Source organism: Sphingobacterium sp. B29 (genome assembly GCF_001952815.1).
Classification (GTDB): Bacteria; Bacteroidota; Bacteroidia; order Sphingobacteriales; family Sphingobacteriaceae; genus Sphingobacterium; species Sphingobacterium siyangense.
The window spans coordinates 1,693,571-1,718,490 of sequence record NZ_CP019158.1 but is presented as its reverse complement, the minus strand read 5'-3'; the positions used below and the strand labels follow the sequence as shown (position 1 = coordinate 1,718,490).

Below are 24,920 nucleotides of genomic sequence, written 5' to 3'. Positions count from 1 at the left end.
GTTCTATCGCTACTTTTGTGATGTAATACGACATCATGCAGAAAAAAATACTGATTATCAATGGTCACCCGAATCGGGAATCCTTCAATTTTGGCATTGCAAATGCTTATCAAGAAGCTGCGGTAGCGTCCGGAGCTACAGTACGAACAATCCATATTATTGACCTGGACTTCAATCCAAACCTTGAATTTGGTTATCGTAAACGGACAGAACTTGAGCAGGACCTACTTCTTGCCTGGGAGGACATCTTATGGGCCGATCATTTGGTCTGGATACATCCCGTTTGGTGGGGCGGTCTTCCTGCCTTGATGAAGGGCTTTATCGATAGATTATTTTTACCTGGACGGGCCTTTCAATACCGCGAAAATTCTCTTTTTTGGGACAAATTGCTAAAAGGAAAATCTGCCCGAATTATTACAACCCTCGATCAACCAAGTTGGTATTATGCATTAGTTTACGGCAGACCAAGTGTTAATCAACTAAAAAGATCCATCCTTCAATTTTGTGGAATATCGCCGGTTAAAGTCACCTATATCGGAATTATCAAAACTTCCGATCCTATTAAACGAAATAAATGGCTACAAAAAATACAACAGTTGGGACACAAACAAGCTTAAGCGCAATTCAAATTCAGTAATGCTGCTGGCCAAATGATAATGAGGAGCACTTTTTGCCAAATGGCAATTGTCCTCCGCTTTGCAAGCCCTAGCTTTGACCATAAATTCAAGACAAACGCAATATGGACATTCTAATTGGGCTCCAATGGGGAGACGAAGGTAAAGGAAAATTCATTGATCTGATCGGAAGCGACTATGACATTATCGCTCGATTTAATGGCGGCGCGAATGCCGGACATAGTATTTATTATCAAGGTAACAAAGTTACGCTTAAACTACTTCCATCGGGCATCTTTTCGTCGCATGTCAAAAACATTATTGGCACCGGTGTGGTGGTTGACCCATTAGCATTCAAAGCGGAAATCGAAGAACTAGCACACATTATGCCAGATCAAGATCTCTTCAATAGGATTTTGATATCCCAAAAAGCGCATCTCGTTTTACCGACCCATCGCTATTGGGATATCTATATGGAACAGTCCCCATTGTACCGTACAATAGGAACGACCAAAAATGGAATTGCGCCAAGCTATTCCAATAAAATCCTAAGACAGAACCTTCGTGTTGGTGATATTCACTCGGATAGTTTTAATACGGACGTATATCAAATTTTAAATCGTCAATACAATGAACTACAGCTTCTCGGACAAGAAATGCCTGCATTCGATGAGCTCTACCACGATTTTATTCAAGGATGCACTTCGTTAAAGCAAGTGTCAATTATAGATACTGAAATCTTTCTGAACAAGGCAATCCGAGATGGCAAGAAGGTATTGGCGGAAGGTGCGCAGGCAACCCTACTTGACATCGACCATGGAAGTTATCCCTATGTGACCTCATCAAATACGATTGCCTCCGCAGCCTGTGTAAGCTTGGGCGTGTCGCCTAAACTGGTGGACAAAATTTATGGCGTTACAAAAGCCTATTGCACCCGTGTGGGTAATGGCATTTTCCCAACCGAGATCACAGGACAAGCTGCCAATGATTTACGGGAAAAAGGAGCTGAATTCGGTTCCAATACCAAGCGTCCCCGTCGTGTCGGCTGGCTGGATCTTCCAGCATTAAAATATGCCATCATGTTAAATGGAGTCACTCAGCTTGTTCTTACGAAAGCCGACATCTTAAACGAAATGGCTGAGATTCCCGTCTGTACACATTATGAAATAGATGAACAAAAAATTTCCTTAGCATTTCCCCAATCCGCTGAACAAGAAATTAAACCGATCTGGAAATCTTTAAAAGGTTGGAATACCGATTTCTCTAATATCAAGCAGGCAAACTTACTTCCAGAAACCTTGGGTGCATTTATCTCATTTTTAGAAGAAGAGTTACAAGTTCCCATAAAGTATCTTTCAACAGGACCTCAACGTGAAGAATTGATTAACTTAGCAAAGTAATATAAAGGTAACATGGAGCAATTACTGGAATACATCCGAAAATTTGGACAGCTCGATTTGCGAGAAGAGAACTTAATTCGACAGGCATTCGAAAAAAAAAAGTATTCCAAAGTCAAGCTATTTTGTCGCTTGCGGTAAAGTAAACAATAGCATTGCTTTTGTGGAATCGGGGGTATTCCGTTCGCTCTATTACAATAGTAAAGGTGACGATTTTACGCGTTATTTTATCTATGAAGGTCGTTTTATTGGGGATCTTCAGAGCTTCTTGGATCGAACACCTTCCAATGACTATATAGAATCCCTCACAGATACCGAGATCTGGAGCCTTGATTTTGACAATTTTACGCTCCTTGAAAAGGAAATTAAAGTTTGGCCATTGTTAATGGCCAAACTTTATGGTTTTGTAGTGGAAAGTAAGCTAAAAACGGCAAATACCATGATGAATCTCGATGCCAAAGAACGCTATCTACTATTCTTGAAGCTTTACCCTGGTTTGGCAAATCGTGTTCCATTAGCCATGTTAGCATCCTATTTAGGGATTACCGCATCATCCCTGAGCCGGATTCGGAAAAATATCTAGTCCCCTCGCAGCATCTAAATCAAATCGCACCCCCTAATGCATTAGTCACACGAATACGAATCCTTTCGATCAACTTCGATCATTGCGATAAAATTGTAGCCTGAGCCGTTTTACCAACGATAAAGCAGCCTTGTAGTGAAGACATTATCTTTCAGATCAGCCGAAAAGTTTGGTAAACTTGTGGTTTCGTTTGTTACATGCTCATTATATACGGTCAATTTTATCCTATTGTTAATCTGATATGCAAGACCATAGCCCAGCGTACTAAACTTAACATCTCCGTCGGCTGTAAAATTATCGGGCATGCCGATTGTCATGCCACTTGCTTTAGTATTTGGATCATAGACGTCATACGCTAACAGCGCAGTTATACCGGTCTTAGCAATCTCTTGCGTAAACCAAAGATAATATCCGTTAAATTTTCGTTGATAAAGGTCTGTTGTCGGTTGGGTCGTAAAACTTCTGCTTGCGTAAGGCCCTTTGATATCGGCACCACCCGCTACCCCTGGCTGATCACCAGCAACATATTCTGTTTTAAAGCTGGACTTTCCCAAGCTACTATCAAATTCCAACTGTAAATTGGCGCCATAATAATTCCGACCGATCGCCCGGCCTTCATTCTCGTCGCTGGTATGTGCTGTATAACCATTGCTATTGGGCGTATAATAAGTTTTCGTATCATTACGAACCGAACCTTTATAGAATGAGCCACCAAATCCCAAATGAAGTTTTTTATCCGCTAGGCTATCAAATTTAAAAGCAAGATTACCGATCAGATCTTTTTTGGAATCATAATCTTTAGCCGAATGGCCACTACCATTAACCAAGGCTAAATCTAAGTTTAAGAATTTAGCTTTACCGCCAGGGTGATAGCTTACCATCCCTCCAAGATCACGCTCCCTCGGCATCAGAGTCTGGAATACACGTGCCCGTTCCGGAAAATCACGATAGCCGGATGAGTAGACAATAGAGTATCCAAAAGGTCTATTGAAAAGACCCGCCGTTAAACTTAGGCCTTTTTGGCTTGGGTGACGCAATTGAATAAAAGCGTCCATCAGTTGTACACCGTCTTGAGTAGCGTCCAATTGAAAGACAATACTGGAGTACGTATCCACGCGGTCAATTTTAAGACGCCCTCTGCGGATCATAAATCTGTTATCCGAATTCTTTGAAAAATCACCACCCGAAAAGGAAGTAATTCCGGGAGATTGCGCTTTCTGAAACTGTGTCTGAAGGTACCCCGTAATCTTGATATCATGTGGATCATAGCTGGAGGGCGCATTATTATTTTGCGCAAGCGCTACGACAGGACCTATCAGGGCTAAGAGTAAAAGTGCTTTTTTCATGAGAATTTTAAATAAATTATCTTTTTCGCTTGTGATGATATGATACGAGTAGAATCATTTTCCCATCTTCTATTCCATCATCTTTCAACGGCGTAAAAATAGATTCTCAATATTAAGTTAATATTAATAAATTGTTAGTCTATTAATTTATATACATAAAATTAACGATTTAGTAATATATCTCGTAAGAGATAGGTCAATACAATGGTGACTCTCGCAATGTAGAGGTATCCTTAAAATAAAAAGGCCGATACAAATTGTACCGGCCTTTTAATCCTATTGATTTATACGTTGAATTATTCCAATCCCTTATTATAATCGCTTTCGCGAAGAGGGATAGACCAAGTCCACTTATTTTTATCTTGTGGATTAATTGTAACAGCTAAAGATGTAAGGAAATTACCCCCGTTTGCGTTATTTCTTCTCACAATAGTATCTCCCCAACGTTTCATATCAAACCAATCGAATCCTTCGCCCCATAGTTCAACCGCGCGATAAAGTTTAATTTCATTAAGTAGATCTGTCCCTGTTTTTGTACAAACGTAATTCACATCTCTTCCTGAAGTTGCGTTTAATGCGTTAAGAACACCTTGAACTTCACTTGCTGCTTTATTTTGGAAAAATTTAGCTTCAGCTTCAATAAGATACATCTCGGAAGCCCTAAAGTGATTTAAATTTCCGACACCCGGTAGATCATTCGCTTTGAACTTAAAGTTCATGTAAGCGTAAGGCACTGCATTAGACTGTAAATCTGGAAATGTAGCAAAAGCCCTAGCCTTCATCGTCGCTCCGGCCAATCCTGTAGCTGTTGTGTACGCTTCGTCTTTTGGATCTAAGAAAAGATCTCTTCTAATATCTGTTGAAGGAATTTTATCGAACAATTCTCTACTGATACATTTAGGCGTCGTTCTAACAGCACTTGCCGACGAGTTATAAGCAATATACGATTGAAATGAATAGAAGTATAACGTTTCATCAGACGCACCGTAGCTACTCCAAATCCACTCTCTATTTGGATTTGCAAAGCCACTTTTATACTCCGTATTATTCATCAGTTCATAATTAGCCCGAGCCAAAACAGCATATTTCTCAGCATTGACATAATCCTGCTTGTTCAAAGCTGCACGAGCGTAAACCGCATAAGCAACATCTTTGTCCACTTCGTAATTTTTGCTTGCATTACGGACTAATTTTGAAGATTCATACAATGAAATGGCATCATTCAAATCCGTGTAGATCAAATCATAAGTCTGGCCCAAGGTAGATAAAGGCATGTCTCCTGTTGACACATCTTTTCTTAACACCAATCCACTTGTCTGTCCATTATTGGAATCACTCCATCTATTGCCATAGATCTGAGCTAACATCATGTAACTGTAAGCACGGTAAGTCAATGCTTGCGCTTTTATAAATTGTTTGTCGGCTAAGTTTCCATCCGCAGCATCAATATTTTCGACAATTTGATTTGCGTTACCAATGATCTTGTAGTAATAAAACCAAGGATAATACAGGTAAATACTTGTTAAGTTTTGATTATAATTTGCATTAATAATGTCTGCCCAGCCACTTAAGTTGACAAAAAAATTGTTTCCAGGATAGTTCCCATAGTACATTTTGATTGTCCCCTCTCCATTAAAGCCTTGGCTACCTAAATACTGTTGGGTCATCATTTTTGCCAAACCGTTAACGGCTACTTCAGCATTTTTTGTCGTCTCAAATACTTTAGAAAGCTCAACGGAATCTGTAGGACTTGTATTTAGATAGTCTTTTTTGCAAGAAGAAACAAGAATCATTCCTGCTAACAATACTTTTATATATTTATTATTTTTCATTGTTTGATTTCTTATAATCCAATTTTTACACCAAAAGAAATTGTACGTGGAGTAACCCAAGCATTTGTGCTGGTACCATTCCATTGCTGTTGCGGGTTCATTCCTTTACGTTTTGTCATTGTAGACAAGTTTTCAATTCCAGCAACAACTCTCACGGAAGACAAATCTATTTTACTAATCAATGTTTTTGGCAGACTATAACCTACCGCAATATTCTTGATAACCAAATATGATCCATCAGTTAAGAAACGGTCACTAGTAGCATAATTATTCATACTACTTTGAGAAAAGTTGATAGAAGGGATACCATTTACATCCAACCTGTCCGCCGAGGAGGCTGTCATTCCATCTGGAATACCGTTCCACGATTTCATGATATCCGTGTGCAGCGCACTTGGCGTACCGGACATGGCCATTAAACTAGCATAGGAAGAATCGTATATTTTACCACCGATAGCGTAAGTGAATAACGCTGAGAAGCTGAAGTTTTTATACTCAAAGCTAGTATTGAAACTTCCATTCATTTTAGGAATAACCGATCCGGACCAGCCCCTTAGACCATAGCTTGAAGCATTTGTTACATAGTATTTTCCATTAATTTCAACAAGTTCCGCTGTAGGGATCTCTGCTTTTCCTGGTGCAGAACCATTCACATTAAAACGCTCTGTGTCTGCCAGGTAAAGTGAACGACCAGTCATCTGATCTACACCCGCATACTTAAACAACCAGAAGTCATAACGGCTTCCGCCTTCAACCCATTTGAAATTACCAGTTACAATTCCGTTCTCCCTATTTTCCTCAGGTAGTGATAATATTTTATTCGTCAACCAAGTTGCATTCGCACCAACATTCCATCTCCATCCATCACCCTTTAACACGTCTACATCAAAAGTTAACTCGAAGCCCCTATTTGACATTGAACCAATATTCCTTGTTACTGTTGAAACTGCACTCGAAGATGATGTTGCTCCAGCAGACAATGGAAGATTAAAATCAAAAATCAAGTTTTGAGACTGCTTGTTAAAGTATTCAAAGCTTAAATTTGCTCGTTTAAATAACCGGGCTTCTACTGCCGCAGAGAACGAACTAGAGGTTTCCCAAATTAAGTCAGGTGAAGGGTTTTGGTTTTTAAATACCGCACCTGCATTCGCATTCTGGCTTAACTCATATAAGGATAAATAAGAATACTTACTTGCACTTTCATCATTACCTACTTCACCGTAAGATGCTCGAACCTTCAAATCATTAACAGTATTCAGCATATCTTTAAAGAAATCCTCTTTAGATACGCTCCAGCTACCGCCTAATGACCAAAAGTTACCCCAACGATTGTCTGGGCTGAATCGAGATGAGCCATCTCTTCTAAACGACGCCTCCGCAAAATATTTACCCGCGTAATTATAACGAGCGCGAGACAAGAAACTTTCTACACGATAATCTTCTTGATAGTCATACAGCGACGTGATTTTGGTAAAATTTACCATATCCGTTTGGCCTTCAAAAATTTCATCTGTTTTATAGCCATATAGATAACTCCAGTTGTCAGAATAATTCTCATGTCCTGCCAATATATCCAGATGGTGTAAGCCAAAATCTTTGTTCCAAGTCAATAATTGCTGAACTGTATAGTTTTTGTAACGATAAATATTCCTAGCCGCTCTACCCTGACCGGCACCATCCCCTATTATTGCGTTATTATACGTACGACGTTCTGAATTGCGAAGATTTAAATCACCGTTTAAAGTCAGTGTAAAATCTTTCAGAAACTTGAATTCAAGAAAGCCTCTACCATTTACTGTATTACGAATCGTTTGGTCTCTGTTTAATTCATTTTCCCAAATGGTATGTCTACCGACATATTGCAATCTTGTAGATTCACCGTTATCATACTGTATTTTTCCGGCCTCGTCCAATGCATAAGATCCATCTGCGTTATGCAAATGAATTGGATAGATTGGTGCTATCGATCTTGCATAGTTATACGGATTAACAAATGAACCTGCATCGTCAGTAGAACCGCTAATTTGATTTGAGATCTGATGTGAACCTGCTAAGTTAAAGCCATATTTGAACCAATCTTTAGCTTGAAGTTCGGCATTTAATCGTCCAGTAAATCTTTTTAAACCCGAATTTTTAATATATCCTTTCTCGTCTAGGTATCCTGTCGAATAAAAAACCTTTGCTTTATCTGTAGCGGTAGTTCCATCAATGTTATAATTTTGACGATGTCCGACGCGATCTACTTCTTTAAACCAATCCAAATCGTCTGCATATCCACTTTTTATTTGGGCATCAGAGACAAGCTTTCCATTGGAATCAAATAGTTTATCATCAGCTTTATCATAGATGTTTAATTTCAAGTAATTGCTCACCAAAGATTTGGTTGCTTCATCATTTGCAGATTGAACTGTTGGATAGGATGTCGAATTGTTAGTTAGTAAACTATTTCTATATCCCTGCCACATGGCTTCCATAAATTGTCTGTCATTCACGCGATCGTATTCCGCAATACCTCTCGAGTAGAAACCTTGGTCTGTTGAGATATTAACCTGAGAACGGCCAGCCTTACCCTTCTTGGTGGTAATAATAATTACCCCATTACTAGCACGACTTCCATAAAGTGCAGATGATGAAGCATCTTTTAACACTGAAATACTTTCCACATCATTGGGGTTGATATCGGAAATATTACCACCAAAAGGTACACCGTCCACGACATAAAGCGGGTTATTAGATCCATTCAATGATGAAAATCCACGTATCCGTATACTAGGTTCTGCGCCTGGCATACCAGAGGTATTGTTCAGTTGAATACCAGCAGCAGATCCCTCTAAAGCTGCAAATGCATTGGTAACTGGTCTCTTTTCGATATCTTTAGCAGAGACGGAGGTTACGGATCCAGTCACAGATTCTTTTTTGGCAGTACCATAAGCGACTACGACAACCTCATCTAATGCTGTATTCTGATCCTCTAGTGACACGTTGAATAATGACTGTCCATCTTTAACGATTATAGTCTTATCAGAATGACCGACATACCTGAAAACCATTACTTTACCAACAGGAACTGATAAAGAATATTTTCCATTTGCGTCTGTTTGAGTAGCAATGTTTGATCCTTGAACAGCAATTGTCACACCGACTAATGGTTTACCATCAGCTCCAGTTACACGACCGCTTACTTTCTTCTCTTGCGCAAAAGCAACAGAAGAAAGGATCATACTCCCCACGAAAAAACTGAGTAGTTTGTGTTTCATATGTTTATGTTTGTTTAATAGTAAGTAGTTTATCTAACTAAAAAAGATAAAAGCGCCAAAAGGATCTTTTAATATATGTTTTTCTAAAAATGATGAGTCTATTAGACTAATACAGTTAGTGTGCAAAACCAAACATGAAATGTTAAGGTTTTGTTAAAAGCAAAGATAAAACAATCTTTTAAAGATGCAACAAGAAGTTAGAAATAGAATTAAAAAACTGGAAAACAAACGATATAAATCATAGTATTTCACACAAAAAATAACACACAAAAACACTAAATACCAAACAATTACACAAACAACACACCTTAATCTAAAAAAGTAACTATTTTTTTTACGAAGTAACAATAAATACTGTAATATTTTGTATTTTTCATCATAAAACTATCCTTACAATCGATAATAATAAAAAAACACACGTAACTGCTATCAAAAAGACAAAACAATAGTTCGAACCAATCAAATGCAAAAAAAAAGATGAACTACAAAAGCTTAAATCCAATACTATATACAAAAAGCTTAGATCAAACTATTCAGTTCTATACTGAAAAGCTCGGGTTTACATGTGTTGAAAAAAACGAAGCATTGAGCTGGGCTCTACTGCGAAGTGGAACCATCGAAATCATGTTTTCGCATCCTGTTGAAAGCATTGCTTTTGAAACAGCACAATTTACCGGGTCCCTTTATTTTAACATAGCTGATGTTGATAATTTATGGGAAAGTTTGAAAGATAATGTCAAAATATGTTATGAAATAGCAACTTTCGAATGGGGCATGCGTGAGTTTGCTATTTACGATAATAATGAATATGTGCTTCAGTTTGGGCAGGAAACTACATAAAAAACCACCTTAGGATATAACTTGACCTAAAGTGGTTTTTTGTTTTACGCCATTAGTATTTCTACATATGCCCTTTGAAAGATTTGAAATCAAGCGATAAGGGATAAACTACCTCTGATACGACGTATATACCTTTTTCTTTTGCTGGAATCCATTTCCCTGATCTCAAAAGTGCTCTCTTTGCGTTTTCCAAAACCTTATAACCCGGATCATTTTCAAAAGCTACATTGGAAATCACTCCCTTTGTATCTACTGTAAATCGCAAATTAAACGTTCCTTTTACTCCAGCATTTAAAGCTTCTTTCGGATATTCAAAAGTGTTGGAAAAGTTTTCATTAAAAGCTTTCATTCCTTTCTCTGGAATCGCAACATGATCTTGGCTATCTGCAATTTCTTTTGATGAAAGAACGTGGTAAGGCAATCTAACCCAAGAAGCTACTTCTTTATTATCCTTAACTGCAGGCGTCCATTCTCCAGAAACCTTCAATATACGAATAAGACGTAGTGCAATTTGGTCACCAAGATCTTTAACAATATCTGCAGAATCTATCTTTCCTTTTTCATTTACACGAAATTCAACGATTACATCTCCAGAAATATTTTTATCAATTTCGGATGTTGTCAACACTAAATTTTTACTTAAGTCTTTCACCAAATTATCATAACCGACTTTGGGAGCAGCCTCTTTATTCTGGGCCTGACATACTAAAGCCAAACCAAAACTCATCAATAAAGTTAAAAAAGATAGTTTCATAAGATAATAATTGAATAGTAAAAAGCAGAGGAAAAAGCTTTATTCTTCCTCTACTTATTTATTTAATAACTAATCTCTCGGTCCAGTGTAGACAAATTTCTCTTCAAAAGTACGTCCGCCTCCATTTGAAGTCCAGTTTACTGTAAGTGTTTTAGTCGCTGGATCGTATTTACTGGTTGGCTTAGTAGCAATTGGTAGTAAAGTCGTCATTTCTACTGTAATATTATTTGTAGCTTGATCAATTGTATAATTTACAACATTTGAATATGTACCCAAAAGTCCTGGTTTCAATTGACATTTATTTCCGCCAATTGTTACAAGTGTTACTGTCTTATTTGCGTTTGGAACAAGAGCAGTGTTTGCAGAAGTTGTATAGGCATAAGTTCCGTCGAAGAAGTTTTTACCAGAAATACCAACGACCATTTTACCAAAGTTTCCAGAGATATTTCCAACGGAAGCAGATTCAATAGAGAAACCAAGCGCATAGCTTTTATCAAAAGTAAACATACTAGGCTTTAAGTCAATAACAAATTTACCAACTCGCTCTCCCTTTTTTATGACAACATCAAAGGAAGAAATACTATACTGAGAGGTAGGAAGTGCAACAAACTCATCCTCCTGGTCATCATTGTATTCGTCAATTAATGAATTATCTAGCTTAACCTTCACATTAATATCATTCGGGGCAGTATTTGAACCTGCATAATTTACTTCTAATACCAACTGCCCTGTTGGATTCATATCAAATGATAATAAATATAAGGGTAGCTTACTAGTGGTACTAGATTGAATAAAACCAGGATTCTTAAATTCGATAATATTTGATATTGCCCCTGGAGCATCTGGTCCAATCAAAACTTCATCTTTCAAACAAGATGAAAATATAGTGGTAAAAACCAGTGCAAAAGAAATATATTTTAATATTTTTTTCATGTTATTTTAAATTTATCTAGCCCAAAAAATCTTCGATGTATATTTATCTATTGAAGGAATATTTGCACTATTATAGTTAAACTCAGTATTCGGATACATCACTCGCGTAGGCAACTTATCTGTAGCTGTAGCTTCAGAAGTTATTGAAACAAATGTATTATTTCTGTTTGCAATATTATTAGGATAATATGCATTTGTATTCGGGTTAATCAATGAAGGATACCCTGTACGACGATATTCGTTCCATGCCTCATGTCCAAACAAAAAATTAAAAGCAACATATTTCTGTGTAATTATGGCTTGCAATTTTTGTACATCCGAAGTGGCGCTTGCTATATTTACTAAATAGTTATTGACATTGTCTGCTTTATAAGTCGTTAAATAATCTGTTAAATCGGCTGCAGAAACAGTTGTTGCATCCGCTTCATTTCTATTTAAATAATTATACGATGCTTTAATCCCCTCATCAAATAAAGTAGCCACATTACCAGAAGTTATTCCTTTCAAAGCAGCTTCCGCTTGTAAGAAGTAACTTTCCGAAGCCAATAAAATTGGTTGACCAGCCGCGGGGCCTTTTAATATTCCTTTTCCGGTATAGGATGTTGATGAAGTACCTAAAAACCAAGAGCTTGGCGCTTGACCACGACCAGCATCAGATTGCTGGTATCCCAACTGATTTACAGGCGTAGACACCCCTGTCTTATAAATTAAATTAGCGCGAGCTGCATCAGATATTTTAGTACCATTATAAAAGGTCATAATATAAGGCGTTGGCGCATATTGACTTGCAGCTCCTACAGCCGCTCCATCATAGGAATAAGCCCAAGCATTCCACATTGGATTTTGCTTGCCGTCATTTTTAGTAAATCCAGGATTAACAATCACATCAGCTGTTACAAACCCAACATCATCTAGTGTTGTTTTCGTAAACTGAACTTTATCTTTAGCACGCAATAACATTTTTAATTTCAACGTATTGCCTAATTGCGCCCATTTTACATTGTCTCCTTTATATAAAAAATCAGTATTCTTAAATAAAGTAGAAGAGGAGCTTGTTTTAAAATAAGCTACTACGCTATCCAATTGTGTGCCTAAATCTTTATAAATATCTACAGCCTTATCGTAAGATGGTGTGAGACTCCCTTTTCCTTTTAATGCTTGGGAATATGGTATATCGTTATAAGTATCAACTAAGTTGGCATAATTATAAACCTTTAACAATTTAGCGGCATAATACAAATCCATTTGGCCTTGAGGCTTGGAAGTATTTTCAACATATTGAAGATCATTCAATATATCATAACTTGTTGACCACAAGGAATTAAAATCAGTCGTAGTAAAATTATAGGAGATAATTGACCCCCAACCAGAAACTCCACCACCGTTTGCACGATAACCGACCAATTGTGTACCATAGCTATTATATGTAGGTACAAGGCGTGCTGTAGCTACTAAAGCCTGTGGAAAAACAAGTTGAGGAGTAGACTCTGTAGGATTATTGGGGTTATCATTGATATCCAATGCCTTGGAACATGAGGCTAAGCTCAATCCCAAACCCATATATAGTAAAAATTTATTTCTTTTCATTTTAAGATCAAATTAGAGAGTTAAGTTCACAGAAAAACCGACATATCTTGATGGAGGCGTTTGACCCAAATTAGTCAAACCAATTGCATTACCATTTGACGAGCCATTTCCATCAGAATATTCTGGATCGGTATAAACATTTGATTTTGGCGTCCAGATAAATAAATTACGTCCTTGAACACTTACACGAGCCCCTTTAATTACGTTTTGACCTGCCAAAAATGATTTTGGGATACGATAACTCACAGACATTTCACGAATTTTCCAGAAAGCCGCAGAAGTAATATAATTTTCTTGGATACCCGTACGAGGCCCCGCAATTGACCAGTATCCAGGTCCACCGTCGCGTACTGTAATATTTGTATTTTCCACGTATGATTGAGATGCCTCATCCCAATATGAAGAATTAGGAATAACAAAACGGTCTCTGTTATAAATTCCGGTGTTATAGCCTGCGCCCGAGAAATCAAATGTACTACCACCAGCGTTATAAATATAATTACCTGTACGGTATTCTGCTTGCGTATGGAATGATAAATCTTTCCAAGTCAAATCTAAATTAAGACCAAGTGTGTGCGTAGGCATTGCTTTACCTAATATTTTGAGTGTACCATCTGATGATGGATATCCAGTAACAGGGTCAACGATAATTCGACCTAAATCATCACGTTTATAATAGGTACCTCTCAATACAGGGAAATCTTCTCCAGCTACCGCGTAAGAACCGGCACCAGCACTCGATCCACTAGTATAGGCTCCTAATTGTAGAACTTCAAGTCCTTCCGCAATAGATTCAACTTTATTATTAAAATATGCATAATTTCCACCTACACTTAATTCCCAATTATCTGTACGAATTGGGATTATATTTAATTTAGTTTCAACTCCTTTACCTGTTGTTGTGCCTGCATTTACAAGATAAGACGAATAACCTGTTGCTGTAGAAATTCCTGTCGGCACAACGTTATCAGTTGTACGGTTATCATAGTATGTAAAGTCCCAATTGATGCGTCTTTTGGCCCAAGCAGATTCAAAACCCACCTCAAAAGAACGCGTCATTTCAGGCTTCAAACCATCTTGTACTAATTGATTACCAACAGTATGCCCTCCAATTCCATTATATGGATAACCTGCTCCTTGAGAAAAAGTTGGCAAGAGACGATAAGCACCAAAGTCTGTTGATGACCCTAAATTCACTTGTCCCACTTTAGACCACGATGCTCTCACTTTTAAGAAATCTAAAGCTTTAAAATCCTTCAAACCTTCGAAGGCATCCGTTGGGATAAACGATAAGGCTGCTGACGGATAGAAGAATGAACGGTTATTTGGCTCCAAAATAGAAACCCAATCATTACGTCCTGTTACGGTCAGGAATAGGTAATCCTTATAGCCAACGTCAATTTTACCCGTTAAACCAAATGTACGTGCCAGGTAATTCGCTTGATTAGCACTTGGGTTGTTGGTACTATTACCCAAATTATAAATCTCAGGAACAGCTAAACCAGATACACCCGCAGACATTCCAGAATATTCGTTTTGAATGAATTGAAAAAGTGCAGTATAGTCAATTTTGAAGTCCCCAGTTTTATTATAAGCGTGTGCTATAAAATCCGACACAATTCGAGTAGAATAATTAAATCCGTCCGTAACACCACCTAATATATTTTGATATTTATAGGTAGACGTTCCAGCCCAAGATTTTGTAAAATCTGAGAAGGTATATACGCCAGTCGTATTTTTATAGGATTGATTTGATGTAGTAACACCGACACGTCCCAAAACATCAAACCATTCAATTGGTTTATATCTTAATTCCAAGTTACCAATAAAATAATCATTTCTAGTCCGGCTACGATAATTATCTGCCATAAAATAAGGATTATTATAATAGGCATTGAAATAACCATCAGGGGAAGCAAATGGATTATTTTGCCAATCTTTATAATCGGTTAATGGAATTTGGCCAGGCGTATTTAAAACACGCTCATAAATATTTGCAGCAGCAGAGGTCGTGTTGTACCGATTTTGAGCGTAATATGTCGAGTAGGTCAAATCAAGTCCTTCCACCAATCTACGCGTTCCAGAAAGCCGTGCCGAGGCTCTATTGTATTTATCACCTGGAATTGTACCCGTTGAAGTCAAATATTGGCCTGACAAACGCAACGAACTATTTTCACTCTGTGAAGATATCGACAAGTTAGTCATATTGGTTACACCTGTATCCCAAAAACCGTCTTTTCCTTTTTTACCTGCATAGCTATACGGAATACTTTGGATGCTACCATCTTGTAATGGATCCCCAATTGGTCGAATTATGCCGTCATAAATTGGACCATATTGCTGATTTTCATGCGGATTATAGATCTGCAAATCATTGTCAGCTCCCGATCCAAATTGCTTTTGCATCTTTGGAAGAAAGTTCACAGATTCGAATGTAGTCGTATTCTCAAGATCTATTTGGAAGCCCAAACTACCTTTACCCTTTTTAGTTGTTACGATCAAGGCTCCGTTGGCCGCTTGAGAACCATACAATGCTGCAGCATTGGCACCGTTTAGAACAGTAACATCCTCGATATCATCCGGATTTAAGTTACCCAAGATCGATGAAGGGACGATAACGTTATCAACAACGATGAGGGCCTCGTTGTTTCCTGTCAATGAGCGCATACCGCGAAGCATAACCCTAAAATTAGGATTAACTCCAGAAGTAACACCTTGTACCAATAAACCTGCAACTTTACCTGTTAACCCCGTAACGACATTGGACGGCTTTGCCTGCATTAAGTCTTCAGCCTTAATTGTAGTCTGTGCAACCCCAACTGAACGACGACTAGCAGTTAACCCCGCACCAGTTACAACGACTTCATCCAAAACCGACTCATTGTCACTAAGTTGTATATTATACAAACTGGAACCTTGTGCAACCGTGATTGTTTTGTCTGAATAGCCTACAGAACGAAAGACTAAAATTTTTCCCGTAGGAACATTAATGGAATAGTTACCGTTTGCGTCGGTTTGTGTGGCTTGGTTAGTACCTTGAATAACAATAGTAACGCCTGGCAACCCCTCGCCATTTGTACCTGTCACTCGTCCACTAACCTTCTTTTCTTGGGCGAATGCTACCGAAGTGAGGATAGCACCACCCAATAAAAAACTGAGTAGTTTGTGTTTCATATGTTTATGTTTAATTAAGTATGTTTATTTAAATTCTTGGCAATAAAGCACCTTGGCTAGCGAATTGTTTACTTCTCAATAATTATTATAAGCTATGTTAGTTAGTCATACATCTTTTAAATCAGCAATGTCAGCTGTTAAAAAATGTTAAATACAAATTTATAACTTTTTTTAACTTTTGCAATGCAAGCATAACTTTGTGATAACATTTATTTCACAATAAATCACAAACAACTGATAAACAGTTCATTATTTTCACTTTTAAACGTAACAAAAGACAATTTGGACTGATTATCCATAAAACTATCTCAATAACCTAAACCAATCAGCCAATGATGGAAATACTAATTTTATGTAATTTAGAAACAAACACAAAGACAATCACTTACAACAAAACAAAAAATTTACTGAGAGTAAATTTAATGCATGATTAATTCAAAATTAAATCTCACTGGAACTGTATAACGTACTCGTACTGGTACTCCTTTTAGGTAAGCAGGAGTCCATTTACCTAATCTTTGCATTGCCTCAATCATCATCCTTTTGATACTTAGTTCATAATCTCCCTCAACTTCATAATCTTCAGTAGCACCAGACTTAGTAACGACGAAACTGACAAGTATGGTTTTCTTTTTATATTTTTCAAAAAATTCTAAAGGGAACTGAACTCTACGCATAACCAATTCAACATCGGCCATTAAATCGCCATGATATTTAGGCTGTTGCTCCATAGTCTTGGCAGAGTATGTATTTATTTTACCATCGGGCAAATAGCGCTTCCCATTTATCAATATATCTTCTTTGTAAAACTCCTCATATTTTGAATGATCCCAACCAATCCAAATCCCTTCTCGCTTATCATTAACTAATTCACCTTCGATATACTGACCATTTTTATAATCAAATCTAAAAAAACCATTTCCTTTTCGAAGTAGCATATTTCCTAACGAATCCAAATACAGCAAATAATGAGGAAAATTGGACTTCGCCTCCGTTTTATTAGGCTCATAATACACTAAAGCTTTTAATTTTCCATTTGGGTGATAATAATATGCGGTATCAATCAAATAGGAAAGCTCATCATAAAGTTCGACAGATTCCACCTTTCCGGTAGGAAAATAAGACACGGTCTCGCCAAAATACTTTAATTTTTTTCCATCATAATTTAAACTATATCCATAAAACTTCGGAAGATTCGTTTCGGTATAAAAGGCTTGTACACGATAGAGTCTTTTAGGCTCATTTGCAACAGGATAAACTTGTCTATAATAATAAGATTTGTCTTTTGTCGCCAAGAAATCACTTTCTACATCAAAAAAACGAATAATTGTATCCTTAGAAGTGCCAATATGAATAATCTGACCGTCGGTTTTTATCCTTATATCTTGTGCAAAAACCCGAAAAGAACTCCATACTAACAGAAGAAAGATCAACTTTTTCATAAATTAAATTGGTTACTAAATGGTAGACGAATATACCATTAATATCCTAACATTTCCATCCGATAAAACAACAAATAGAACTATAGTTCGTTAACCTACAACTCCTAATTGGTATAAATAAAGTCTCCCTATTCGCTATAGTATAATACTAAAATAATACTACATCAATAATTCCAATATAGTATAGCTATAGTGGCAGGCAGATCAAATATCTCCTCAAAATATCGAACATCTAAAGTTACCATAGAAAATAAATCTCTAAACCGAAGTTCTTTAGAAAACTAGAGTTTATTAAGATCCATTGTTCTTTATCATTTTCAAATTTAGATTGCGGAAGAGATCAGATCGGTTTTAGGGAAAATACAAAAAAACCTAGAGTCTTAGTCTAGGCTTTTATATTCTAGTTTTTAATAGGTCTTGCTGGTAATATTCTTAATATACGAGATTTTTCCATTACACCACACTCTCCATTCGATCTAATATAGATTTCGACATCGTCTCCTCTTCCTTTGTCCATCAAAGGATAATTTGTCGGAACTGAAATTTTAAAAGTATATTTATCTACCTGGGTGGTAATTAGATGAGGTGAATCTACCGACCAATTTACGTTTGTATAATCCATACCAGGTTCTGGTTTAAAATAGAAGTAATTATCATTCCATCCTTGCTTGATTCCAACTGGCCCATCTATTGTACCTTTCATTTCAGAACTTACTTCAATAGGATAATTGAATACTTTTCCTTGATAAGTTGACCTAAGGTACACAGTTCCTACTGCATTTCCAATTCTGGTCACTTTCCATTGATTATTTCCTAAAGCAGTTAATGTCGCGACACCAGTTGCATTTTCAAGACTAACAGTATAAGGATTTGAAATTGTGTAAACACTTTCACCGCAAGTGGAATTTGGACCGCTGAACGTGGATGGGGGAACTCTGTCTGGGTTTAGTGCAAAAGTAATTGAGCCTGCACTATACCACTCAGTCCATCCATTTGTAGTTTCAGGGTCAGGGTAGCCTTCTTTATAATATCTCCATTTAGTTAGTACTTGAATTTTTGGATTTGCTACACTAACAGAATATGCGGGCAAGAAAATATCCCTCTCGATAAAGTTTGAATATACTGAATTGTCCCAATTCGATTTGTTAAACGTTACAACATCAATTATATTTACTTCTTGGTTATCTTTGTAATAGAAAACTTTTATTTCTCCTTTAATAGGCAAGCTGCCCCAAGGTTCTTGAACTGGTCGCGCCAATAAAAAACCAACCTTTAAAACTGTTTGGGAATCATAGTTAACCTGGACCTCGTTATTCACAATTGGGATATTGCTAAAATTAACTCTATCTACTACAATTCTCTGTGCAAATCCAAACTTACAAAATACCAGAAGCAAAATGTATATCATTAAAATTCTACTTTTCATATTTTCCGGTTTTAACATGTCTCAAATCTGGGCCAAATTTCTCTATATCCATTGAAAAATTGAGATAATCTATGTTTAGTGTATGAGTAAGTGGGTTGTAATAAATACTGTCCTTTGGCAAGGCTAAAATTCTTGAAGTTGTCTTGTAAACAAAATCTTTCTCATACTCTTCACCATCAATTAAAATAGTCTCCTCTTTAGGTTTTACGGCTTCTTCTTTTTTACACGCGCCAAAGCCTAGCCCTAGCAGCGCAATAAACATTAAATATCTTTTCATTTCTTTATAAGTTTGCAAGCATACTAATCTTAAATACATTTTATATGCCTATTGGTTAATTCTACACAAAAGTGTGGCTACTGATAAATCGTACCAAATATTTTAATCGGAGCTTTTAGCTATTTAACTAGAATCATAAAAAATAAGAGCTACTTATTTTTTTCAACCATTCGGTAGAGATGTTGTAATATACATTATTTACTTTATTTGGCCTTCCTAACAATAAAATGATAATTTTCAGAAAACTATTGCTTTCGAGATCTATTATCCAAATATTTTCTTGAATAAAACAAACCTAGTCACCTTTATTAAACTAAACATAGATGATTCTAGACAGGATATATAGAAAGCACAGTAAAATAATTGGGATTCCCTTGTATTTTTTGATGAGCCAGAAAATATTTCGGAGCTCAACCCAAAATATTTTCCATAAAATTAAGTTTGGATATCCCTGATATAACACAAAAAGCGGCAATTTCTTTCGAAATTGCCGCTCCTATACGTATATAATCTCAGAGACTACTTAACGTCCCACCATACCGGTGTATAGATTACAACGTTACCTGGATAATTGCTATTTGTTGTTGCTTCACTAAGTGCGTAAGGCATGCGCAAAGGCATTCTGTCTTCACCTAAAGTTGAAGCTGCAGATTTAACAAAGAAGGTTGGATACCCCGTTCTTCTCCATTCAGTCCAAGCTTCGAAGCCTTGGAAACCACACATTGCATAATACTTTTGTGTGATAATAGCTTTTACTTTAGCCTCCACATCGCCAGTGAATTTAGCATCTGGCGCATCAGCAATATATTTGGCAGCATCTGCGGCGTTACCTGTTGCTTTAAAGCTCTCTGTAATACCAGCACTATATAAGCTCTGTGCATCTCCCGTTCCCCAACCTCTTACAACTGCCTCAGCCTGTAAGAACAAACTTTCGCTTGCAGAAAACAGTTTTACCGGTGCAACGGCAGATGTTTGACTCATGGCATTACCTCCAACCATTGGAGAAGGAGTAGATACTAATTTTTTTGAATTACTTGAATACGTCCCTTGAGCAATGTAAGCAATTGTATCCTGTATCTTTGGTTCGTTCGTTTCTGGATCTGTGTATTCAACTTTGTCATAGAAAGCAAATCTGCGAGGATCATTATTTTTGACAAAAGCTTGCACAACGGTTCCACTAGCTACAACATTTTGAGTTTTTCCTAAACCAACCATTTCATTGTAGAAAGGATTTTCATTACCCCCTGTTGTTGTATAAGTGATTGTCGCATCTTGATTCAAGAAAACAGCATTGCTCGCATAAAGTGCTTTAATACCTGCAGCAGCTTTGGTTGCGTTCACATTAGAAAGGCGTAAATAAGCTCTTAATTTTAAGGTATTAGCAAAAGCCTTCCATTTTTCAAGATCGCCATTGAAAATCATATCCTGACTTGCTACTGGAATTGCTTGTTTCACAGCTAGTAAAGACAGTCCTTTATCAATATAATTGAAAATTGAATCGTATACAACTTCCTGAGCTTCATATTTTGGACTCAAATTTCCATCAGCCTTTGATGCTTCAGAAAGCGGAATATCCCCGAAAGCATCGGTTGCAACCTGATATGCATAAGCTTTCAAAATGTGAGCAATACCTTTATAATTTTCGTTATCCGCCACTTTTGAATTGATAATCAATTCAGCGTTGTTTAAAGTTCCCCTGTAGATATTACCCCAAACTCTATCCATAGAAGTATTGGTGATTCTATACTGATCGATAACTCTATATTGAGAAGACGTTGGATTTTGTGTCCAATACTGTCCCCAAATATTACCAAATACCTGAAAAGAATTTCCAACCACCTGACTGATTGAGGCTTCTACTGTAGGCAATAACAAACTAGGTGTTGCTGACTCCGGGTTATTTGGATTCTCATTGATATCCAAGAATTTATTACATCCAGTCAAGCCCATTGTCGCAACTAAAGCCACAACTAGGAATTTCTTGGTATTATTAAATTTTATAGTTTTCATACTTTATTCGCTTTTAAAATGAAACTTTAACATTAATGCCATAGTTACGCAGTGAAGGTTGTGCGGTAAAATCAAAACCTTGTGCATTACCAGCACCTGATGAATTCACCTCCGGATCAGCATATTTATTTTCGCTTGGCGTCCAGATAAACAGGTTATTTCCAAACAAACCAATAGAAGCAGCTCCAAAAGGCGTGTTTTTCAATTGATTTTTCGTGAATTTATAGCTCAGTGTCAAGTTACGAAGCTTGATGTAAGTTGCGTCCACTACATTCATTCCAGACTCCAGTGAACCATAGTAATTTTGCTTATCGTAGGTTACCGATGTATTTTCAATAGAGTTTCCGTTATCATCCAAGTAGACAGAATTTGGGAAAATCTGTGCAATTCGCTCACCACCGGTTTCAGCAGATGTTCCAACGAAAGCCATGATATCTTTTGTTCTTGAATAGAATACACCGCCTTGTTTTGTATCAAATAAAGCACTCATTGACCAATTTTTGTAGGTCAAGTTTGTACCCAAGGATGCTTGGAAATCTGGATTATAGGTACCCAAGTATTGTGGTTTTTCAGTAGCTAATGGCATACCTGATGCCTGATCTACAATCGTACGACCTTGAGCGTCCGTAGCATTTGTAACTCCATAAAACTCACCATATGGACGACCTACCGCTGCCACGATATTCATACCAGAGAAACCACCGACAGATACCTGCTCTACACCTGGCATCAATTCGATAACTTTACTGTTATTTTTTGTGAATGTACCGAACAATTCCCATGTCAAGTTCTCAGTTTTCACCGGTGTCCCTCTCAATGTTAATTCCACACCATTGTTTTGGACTTTACCTGCATTTACCAAGGCAAATCCATAACCTGTTGAAACTGGAATTGGAATACTTAGGATCTGATTTTTCGAATTATTTTTGTAATAAGTGAAATCTGCGTAAAGACGATTATTTAAGAAACCTAATTCAGCACCTACTTCGAATGATGTTGTGATTTCAGGTTTCAACCCCGCATTTCCGATCGTATTACTTGACATCAACGCGGATACGTTTCCAAATGGAAAAGTTGTTGAACCAAAACCGCCAGCAATCGTACTTCTAGAGAACGTTGTAATCAATTGATATGGATCTGTATCTGAACCAACTTGCGCCCAGTTTGCACGTAATTTGGCATAATTGAACTTGCTCTTCAATTCAGGTTTAAACAATTCAGATAGAACAAATGATCCACTTACGCTTGGGTAAAAGAAAGAATTATTTTGTTTTGGCAAAGTGGATGACCAATCGTTACGTGCTGTAGCTTGCAAGTAGGCGATATTTTTATAGGAAACGTTCAAATCCCCATAAACGCCGACTAAACGACGGTTACTCCAGGTGTCTTCAATCAAATCCAATGGACCATTAGAATTAGCAAGATTATACCATCCCGGTACTACAAGCCCTCCACTTGAATTGGTAGCAGTGCTATTATTCGAAGTTTTGCGTTGACGAATATTATTACCAATCATAAATGATGCATCCCAGTCCTCATTAAATTTATGAGTAGCGGTTGCCATGAAATCATGTACAATTTCATTCACATTAAATTGATCGATTCTATAACTCCCAGGATCCGTCTGAACGTTTCCTTTTACATAATTACCTGTAGAGTTATCAGCAGGCAGGTAGCTATATTTTGGAGACTGCGCTCTTCTACGATCGGTATAATTGTCTAAACCTACACGTTCTTGAAATGTTAACCATTCGGTCGGCTTATAATTCACATTGAAGTTCCCCATAATGCGGTTCACATCATTGTAATTATTATAATTCGCTAATACCCAATAAGGGTTCATGGTATAAGCACCGTAATAACCGTATACATCATCATGCAAAACACCGTTTGCATCCGTATATCCATACGCATTATACGGATTTGAAAGATCTTTCAATCCTTTAACATCAATATCGCGCGGGGTCTGCAATAGGTTGTTATAAACAGAACCGCCACCTTGGCCACCACCGACATTGTTACTGTTAATACGGCTATAATTTACAGAAACACCGGCACTGAATTTATCAGAGAATTCCGTGGTTCCATTAAATCTGACACCATATTTATTGTAGTTATCTTTCTTCCCAGGATAAACACCATTTGAATTCAAGGCATTTAATCCCAGATAGAATGTAGACTTTTCTGAACCGCCTGAAAAACTAAGGTTATTGTCAGAAGCAATACCCAGATCAAAAAAATCGCGTACATTATCTTTTACTGCAGAATAAGCTTTCTTCTGGCGAACGCCATCTATCGCCTGTCCCCATTCTTGAACATTGCCTGTAAAAGGAGCTCCCCACGAACCATTTTCCCTCGGATCATTCACATAATCAATAAAAGCTCCTGTCTTTTCATCAAATGCAGCATAGCCTTGTCCGTATTCATTTTGAAATTCAGGTAACTTCAAAATAGAAGACAATGTATTGGTGGAGCTAAATGTAATGGCACTTTTCGCACCTTTTTTTCCACTTTTCGTTGTAATGATCAACGCACCATTCGAAGCTCTTGAACCATACAATGCCGCCGCCGCAGGGCCTTTTAATACGGTCACGGATTCGATATCATCCGGATTGATATCATTACCACGGTTACCAAAATCCACACTTGAAAGATCACTTGATCCACCAACTTTACTTGTATTATCAATCGGCGTACCATCAACAACAATCAGTGCTTGGTTATTTCCAGCAATAGAAGAACCACCACGTAATACAACACGGGATGAACTACCTGGAGAATTTGATGTAGAGGTAATGTTTACCCCTGCAACTTTACCAGCTAAAGAATTGATCGCACTCGAATTACGGCCTTCTGTCAATTCGTCGCTCTTAATTGTTGGCGCAGAATAACCTAACGAACGTTTCTCCCTCTTAATTGCATTTGCTGTAACAACAACTTCTTCCAAAGCATTGTCATGATTTACTAAAGAGACATTGAATACCGTACTGTTGTTATTAACAATAATAGTTTTATCATCAAAACCAACGGAACGGAATACGACAACCTTACCTGCCGGCACATTCAATGAATAATTACCATCAGTATCAGTCTGCGTAGCCTGATTAGTACCTTGTACAACCACTGTCACCCCTGGTATTGCTTTACCGTCAGCAGATGTAACACGACCACTAATCTTCTTTTCTTGAGCGAATGCAACCGAAGTCAGAATCATACCGCCAACAAGAAAACTTAGTAATGTTTGTTTCATGTTTTAGTTAGTTAATTTTATTATTTTTTCTAATCCTATATATTGATATAAATTATATCCGTTATCATAACCGTCTAAACATAAATTGCCTAGACAATAAACAGCAAAAAACATGACATGCTATTGCAGTTTATTCAGTAACAGTTGAAAATATTTTTGGAAAAGCGGGCCCCAGGTAGATGCAGGGTCAGTCCTTAG

At 37.3% G+C, this 24,920-nt stretch carries 16 protein-coding genes; 4 read left to right on the top strand and 12 right to left on the bottom strand.

Annotated features, from left to right (window positions below):
* Positions 1 to 35 precede the first annotated feature (35 nt).
* The 3 genes from BV902_RS07145 (at position 36) to BV902_RS07135 (ending at position 2,594) form a co-directional block, all read left to right on the top strand.
* Entirely contained in the window at positions 36 to 617 is a 582-nt protein-coding gene (locus BV902_RS07145; RefSeq protein WP_075991340.1) for an NAD(P)H-dependent oxidoreductase, read from the top strand.
* Between the two features lie 122 nt (positions 618 to 739).
* A complete protein-coding gene (locus BV902_RS07140; protein ID WP_075991339.1) occupies positions 740 to 2,014 on the top strand; it encodes an adenylosuccinate synthase in 1,275 nt (424 codons plus the stop codon).
* A gap of 103 nt (positions 2,015 to 2,117) precedes the next feature.
* Entirely contained in the window at positions 2,118 to 2,594 is a 477-nt protein-coding gene (locus BV902_RS07135) for a Crp/Fnr family transcriptional regulator (RefSeq protein ID WP_216640479.1), read from the top strand.
* Between the two features lie 110 nt (positions 2,595 to 2,704).
* On the opposite strand, the gene BV902_RS07130 is transcribed toward BV902_RS07135, so the two are convergent.
* The 3 genes from BV902_RS07130 to BV902_RS07120 all read right to left on the bottom strand — a co-directional run bounded on the left by BV902_RS07130 (position 2,705) and on the right by BV902_RS07120 (position 9,029).
* Positions 2,705 to 3,940, bottom strand: coding sequence for a porin (locus BV902_RS07130; protein WP_075991338.1), 1,236 nt, complete (start codon positions 3,938 to 3,940; stop codon positions 2,705 to 2,707).
* A gap of 296 nt (positions 3,941 to 4,236) precedes the next feature.
* A complete protein-coding gene (locus tag BV902_RS07125; RefSeq protein WP_075991337.1) occupies positions 4,237 to 5,772 on the bottom strand; it encodes a RagB/SusD family nutrient uptake outer membrane protein in 1,536 nt (511 codons plus the stop codon).
* 11 nt (positions 5,773 to 5,783) lie between these two features.
* Entirely contained in the window at positions 5,784 to 9,029 is a 3,246-nt protein-coding gene (locus BV902_RS07120; protein WP_075991336.1) for a SusC/RagA family TonB-linked outer membrane protein, read from the bottom strand.
* 477 nt (positions 9,030 to 9,506) lie between these two features.
* Between BV902_RS07120 and BV902_RS07115 the strand changes: the two genes are divergently transcribed.
* Positions 9,507 to 9,869 carry a VOC family protein gene (locus BV902_RS07115; protein WP_075991335.1) on the top strand — a complete coding sequence of 121 codons (363 nt, stop codon included), beginning with the start codon at positions 9,507 to 9,509 and terminating at the stop codon, positions 9,867 to 9,869.
* Between the two features lie 61 nt (positions 9,870 to 9,930).
* Here BV902_RS07115 and BV902_RS07110 read toward each other — a convergent pair whose 3' ends face one another.
* From BV902_RS07110 to BV902_RS07070, 9 genes are all read right to left on the bottom strand, one after another.
* On the bottom strand, positions 9,931 to 10,623 hold the full coding sequence (locus BV902_RS07110; RefSeq protein WP_075991334.1) for an energy transducer TonB: 693 nt from the start codon (positions 10,621 to 10,623) through the stop codon (positions 9,931 to 9,933).
* A gap of 69 nt (positions 10,624 to 10,692) precedes the next feature.
* Positions 10,693 to 11,556, bottom strand: a complete 864-nt coding sequence (locus BV902_RS07105) for a DUF1735 domain-containing protein (protein ID WP_075991333.1) — start codon at positions 11,554 to 11,556, stop codon at positions 10,693 to 10,695.
* Between the two features lie 12 nt (positions 11,557 to 11,568).
* Positions 11,569 to 13,143 (bottom strand): SusD/RagB family nutrient-binding outer membrane lipoprotein, encoded by a 1,575-nt coding sequence (locus BV902_RS07100; RefSeq protein WP_075991332.1) that lies wholly within the window; start codon positions 13,141 to 13,143, stop codon positions 11,569 to 11,571.
* A 12-nt stretch (positions 13,144 to 13,155) separates the two neighbouring features.
* Positions 13,156 to 16,317, bottom strand: a complete 3,162-nt coding sequence (locus tag BV902_RS07095) for a SusC/RagA family TonB-linked outer membrane protein (RefSeq protein ID WP_075991331.1) — start codon at positions 16,315 to 16,317, stop codon at positions 13,156 to 13,158.
* A gap of 419 nt (positions 16,318 to 16,736) precedes the next feature.
* Positions 16,737 to 17,759: an energy transducer TonB gene (locus BV902_RS07090; protein WP_075991330.1), complete on the bottom strand. Its 1,023-nt coding sequence runs from the start codon at positions 17,757 to 17,759 to the stop codon at positions 16,737 to 16,739.
* Positions 17,760 to 18,159: 400 nt separating this feature from the next.
* Positions 18,160 to 19,185, bottom strand: a complete 1,026-nt coding sequence (locus BV902_RS07085; RefSeq protein WP_157625926.1) for a hypothetical protein — start codon at positions 19,183 to 19,185, stop codon at positions 18,160 to 18,162.
* Positions 19,175 to 19,462, bottom strand: coding sequence for a hypothetical protein (locus BV902_RS07080; protein ID WP_157625925.1), 288 nt, complete (start codon positions 19,460 to 19,462; stop codon positions 19,175 to 19,177). The genes BV902_RS07085 and BV902_RS07080 overlap by 11 nt, the downstream gene beginning before the upstream one ends.
* Positions 19,463 to 19,981: 519 nt before the next feature.
* Positions 19,982 to 21,472, bottom strand: a complete 1,491-nt coding sequence (locus BV902_RS07075; RefSeq protein WP_075991327.1) for a SusD/RagB family nutrient-binding outer membrane lipoprotein — start codon at positions 21,470 to 21,472, stop codon at positions 19,982 to 19,984.
* 13 nt (positions 21,473 to 21,485) lie between these two features.
* The gene (locus tag BV902_RS07070; RefSeq protein ID WP_075991326.1) at positions 21,486 to 24,722 is read right to left on the bottom strand and encodes a SusC/RagA family TonB-linked outer membrane protein; all 3,237 of its coding nucleotides are present in this window, start codon (positions 24,720 to 24,722) and stop codon (positions 21,486 to 21,488) included.
* Positions 24,723 to 24,920: the final 198 nt, after the last annotated feature.

What these genes read in the sequence shown, in the direction of transcription:
- BV902_RS07145 (WP_075991340.1), top strand. Translation starts at nt 36, where the DNA reads ATGCAGAAAAAAATACTGATTATCAATGGTCACCCGAATCGGGAATCC.
- BV902_RS07140 (WP_075991339.1), top strand. Translation starts at nt 740, where the DNA reads ATGGACATTCTAATTGGGCTCCAATGGGGAGACGAAGGTAAAGGAAAA.
- BV902_RS07130 (WP_075991338.1), bottom strand. Translation starts at nt 3,940, where the DNA reads ATGAAAAAAGCACTTTTACTCTTAGCCCTGATAGGTCCTGTCGTAGCG.
- BV902_RS07125 (WP_075991337.1), bottom strand. Translation starts at nt 5,772, where the DNA reads ATGAAAAATAATAAATATATAAAAGTATTGTTAGCAGGAATGATTCTT.
- BV902_RS07120 (WP_075991336.1), bottom strand. Translation starts at nt 9,029, where the DNA reads ATGAAACACAAACTACTCAGTTTTTTCGTGGGGAGTATGATCCTTTCT.
- BV902_RS07115 (WP_075991335.1), top strand. Translation starts at nt 9,507, where the DNA reads ATGAACTACAAAAGCTTAAATCCAATACTATATACAAAAAGCTTAGAT.
- BV902_RS07110 (WP_075991334.1), bottom strand. Translation starts at nt 10,623, where the DNA reads ATGAAACTATCTTTTTTAACTTTATTGATGAGTTTTGGTTTGGCTTTA.
- BV902_RS07105 (WP_075991333.1), bottom strand. Translation starts at nt 11,556, where the DNA reads ATGAAAAAAATATTAAAATATATTTCTTTTGCACTGGTTTTTACCACT.
- BV902_RS07100 (WP_075991332.1), bottom strand. Translation starts at nt 13,143, where the DNA reads ATGAAAAGAAATAAATTTTTACTATATATGGGTTTGGGATTGAGCTTA.
- BV902_RS07095 (WP_075991331.1), bottom strand. Translation starts at nt 16,317, where the DNA reads ATGAAACACAAACTACTCAGTTTTTTATTGGGTGGTGCTATCCTCACT.
- BV902_RS07090 (WP_075991330.1), bottom strand. Translation starts at nt 17,759, where the DNA reads ATGAAAAAGTTGATCTTTCTTCTGTTAGTATGGAGTTCTTTTCGGGTT.
- BV902_RS07085 (WP_157625926.1), bottom strand. Translation starts at nt 19,185, where the DNA reads ATGAAAAGTAGAATTTTAATGATATACATTTTGCTTCTGGTATTTTGT.
- BV902_RS07080 (WP_157625925.1), bottom strand. Translation starts at nt 19,462, where the DNA reads ATGAAAAGATATTTAATGTTTATTGCGCTGCTAGGGCTAGGCTTTGGC.
- BV902_RS07075 (WP_075991327.1), bottom strand. Translation starts at nt 21,472, where the DNA reads ATGAAAACTATAAAATTTAATAATACCAAGAAATTCCTAGTTGTGGCT.
- BV902_RS07070 (WP_075991326.1), bottom strand. Translation starts at nt 24,722, where the DNA reads ATGAAACAAACATTACTAAGTTTTCTTGTTGGCGGTATGATTCTGACT.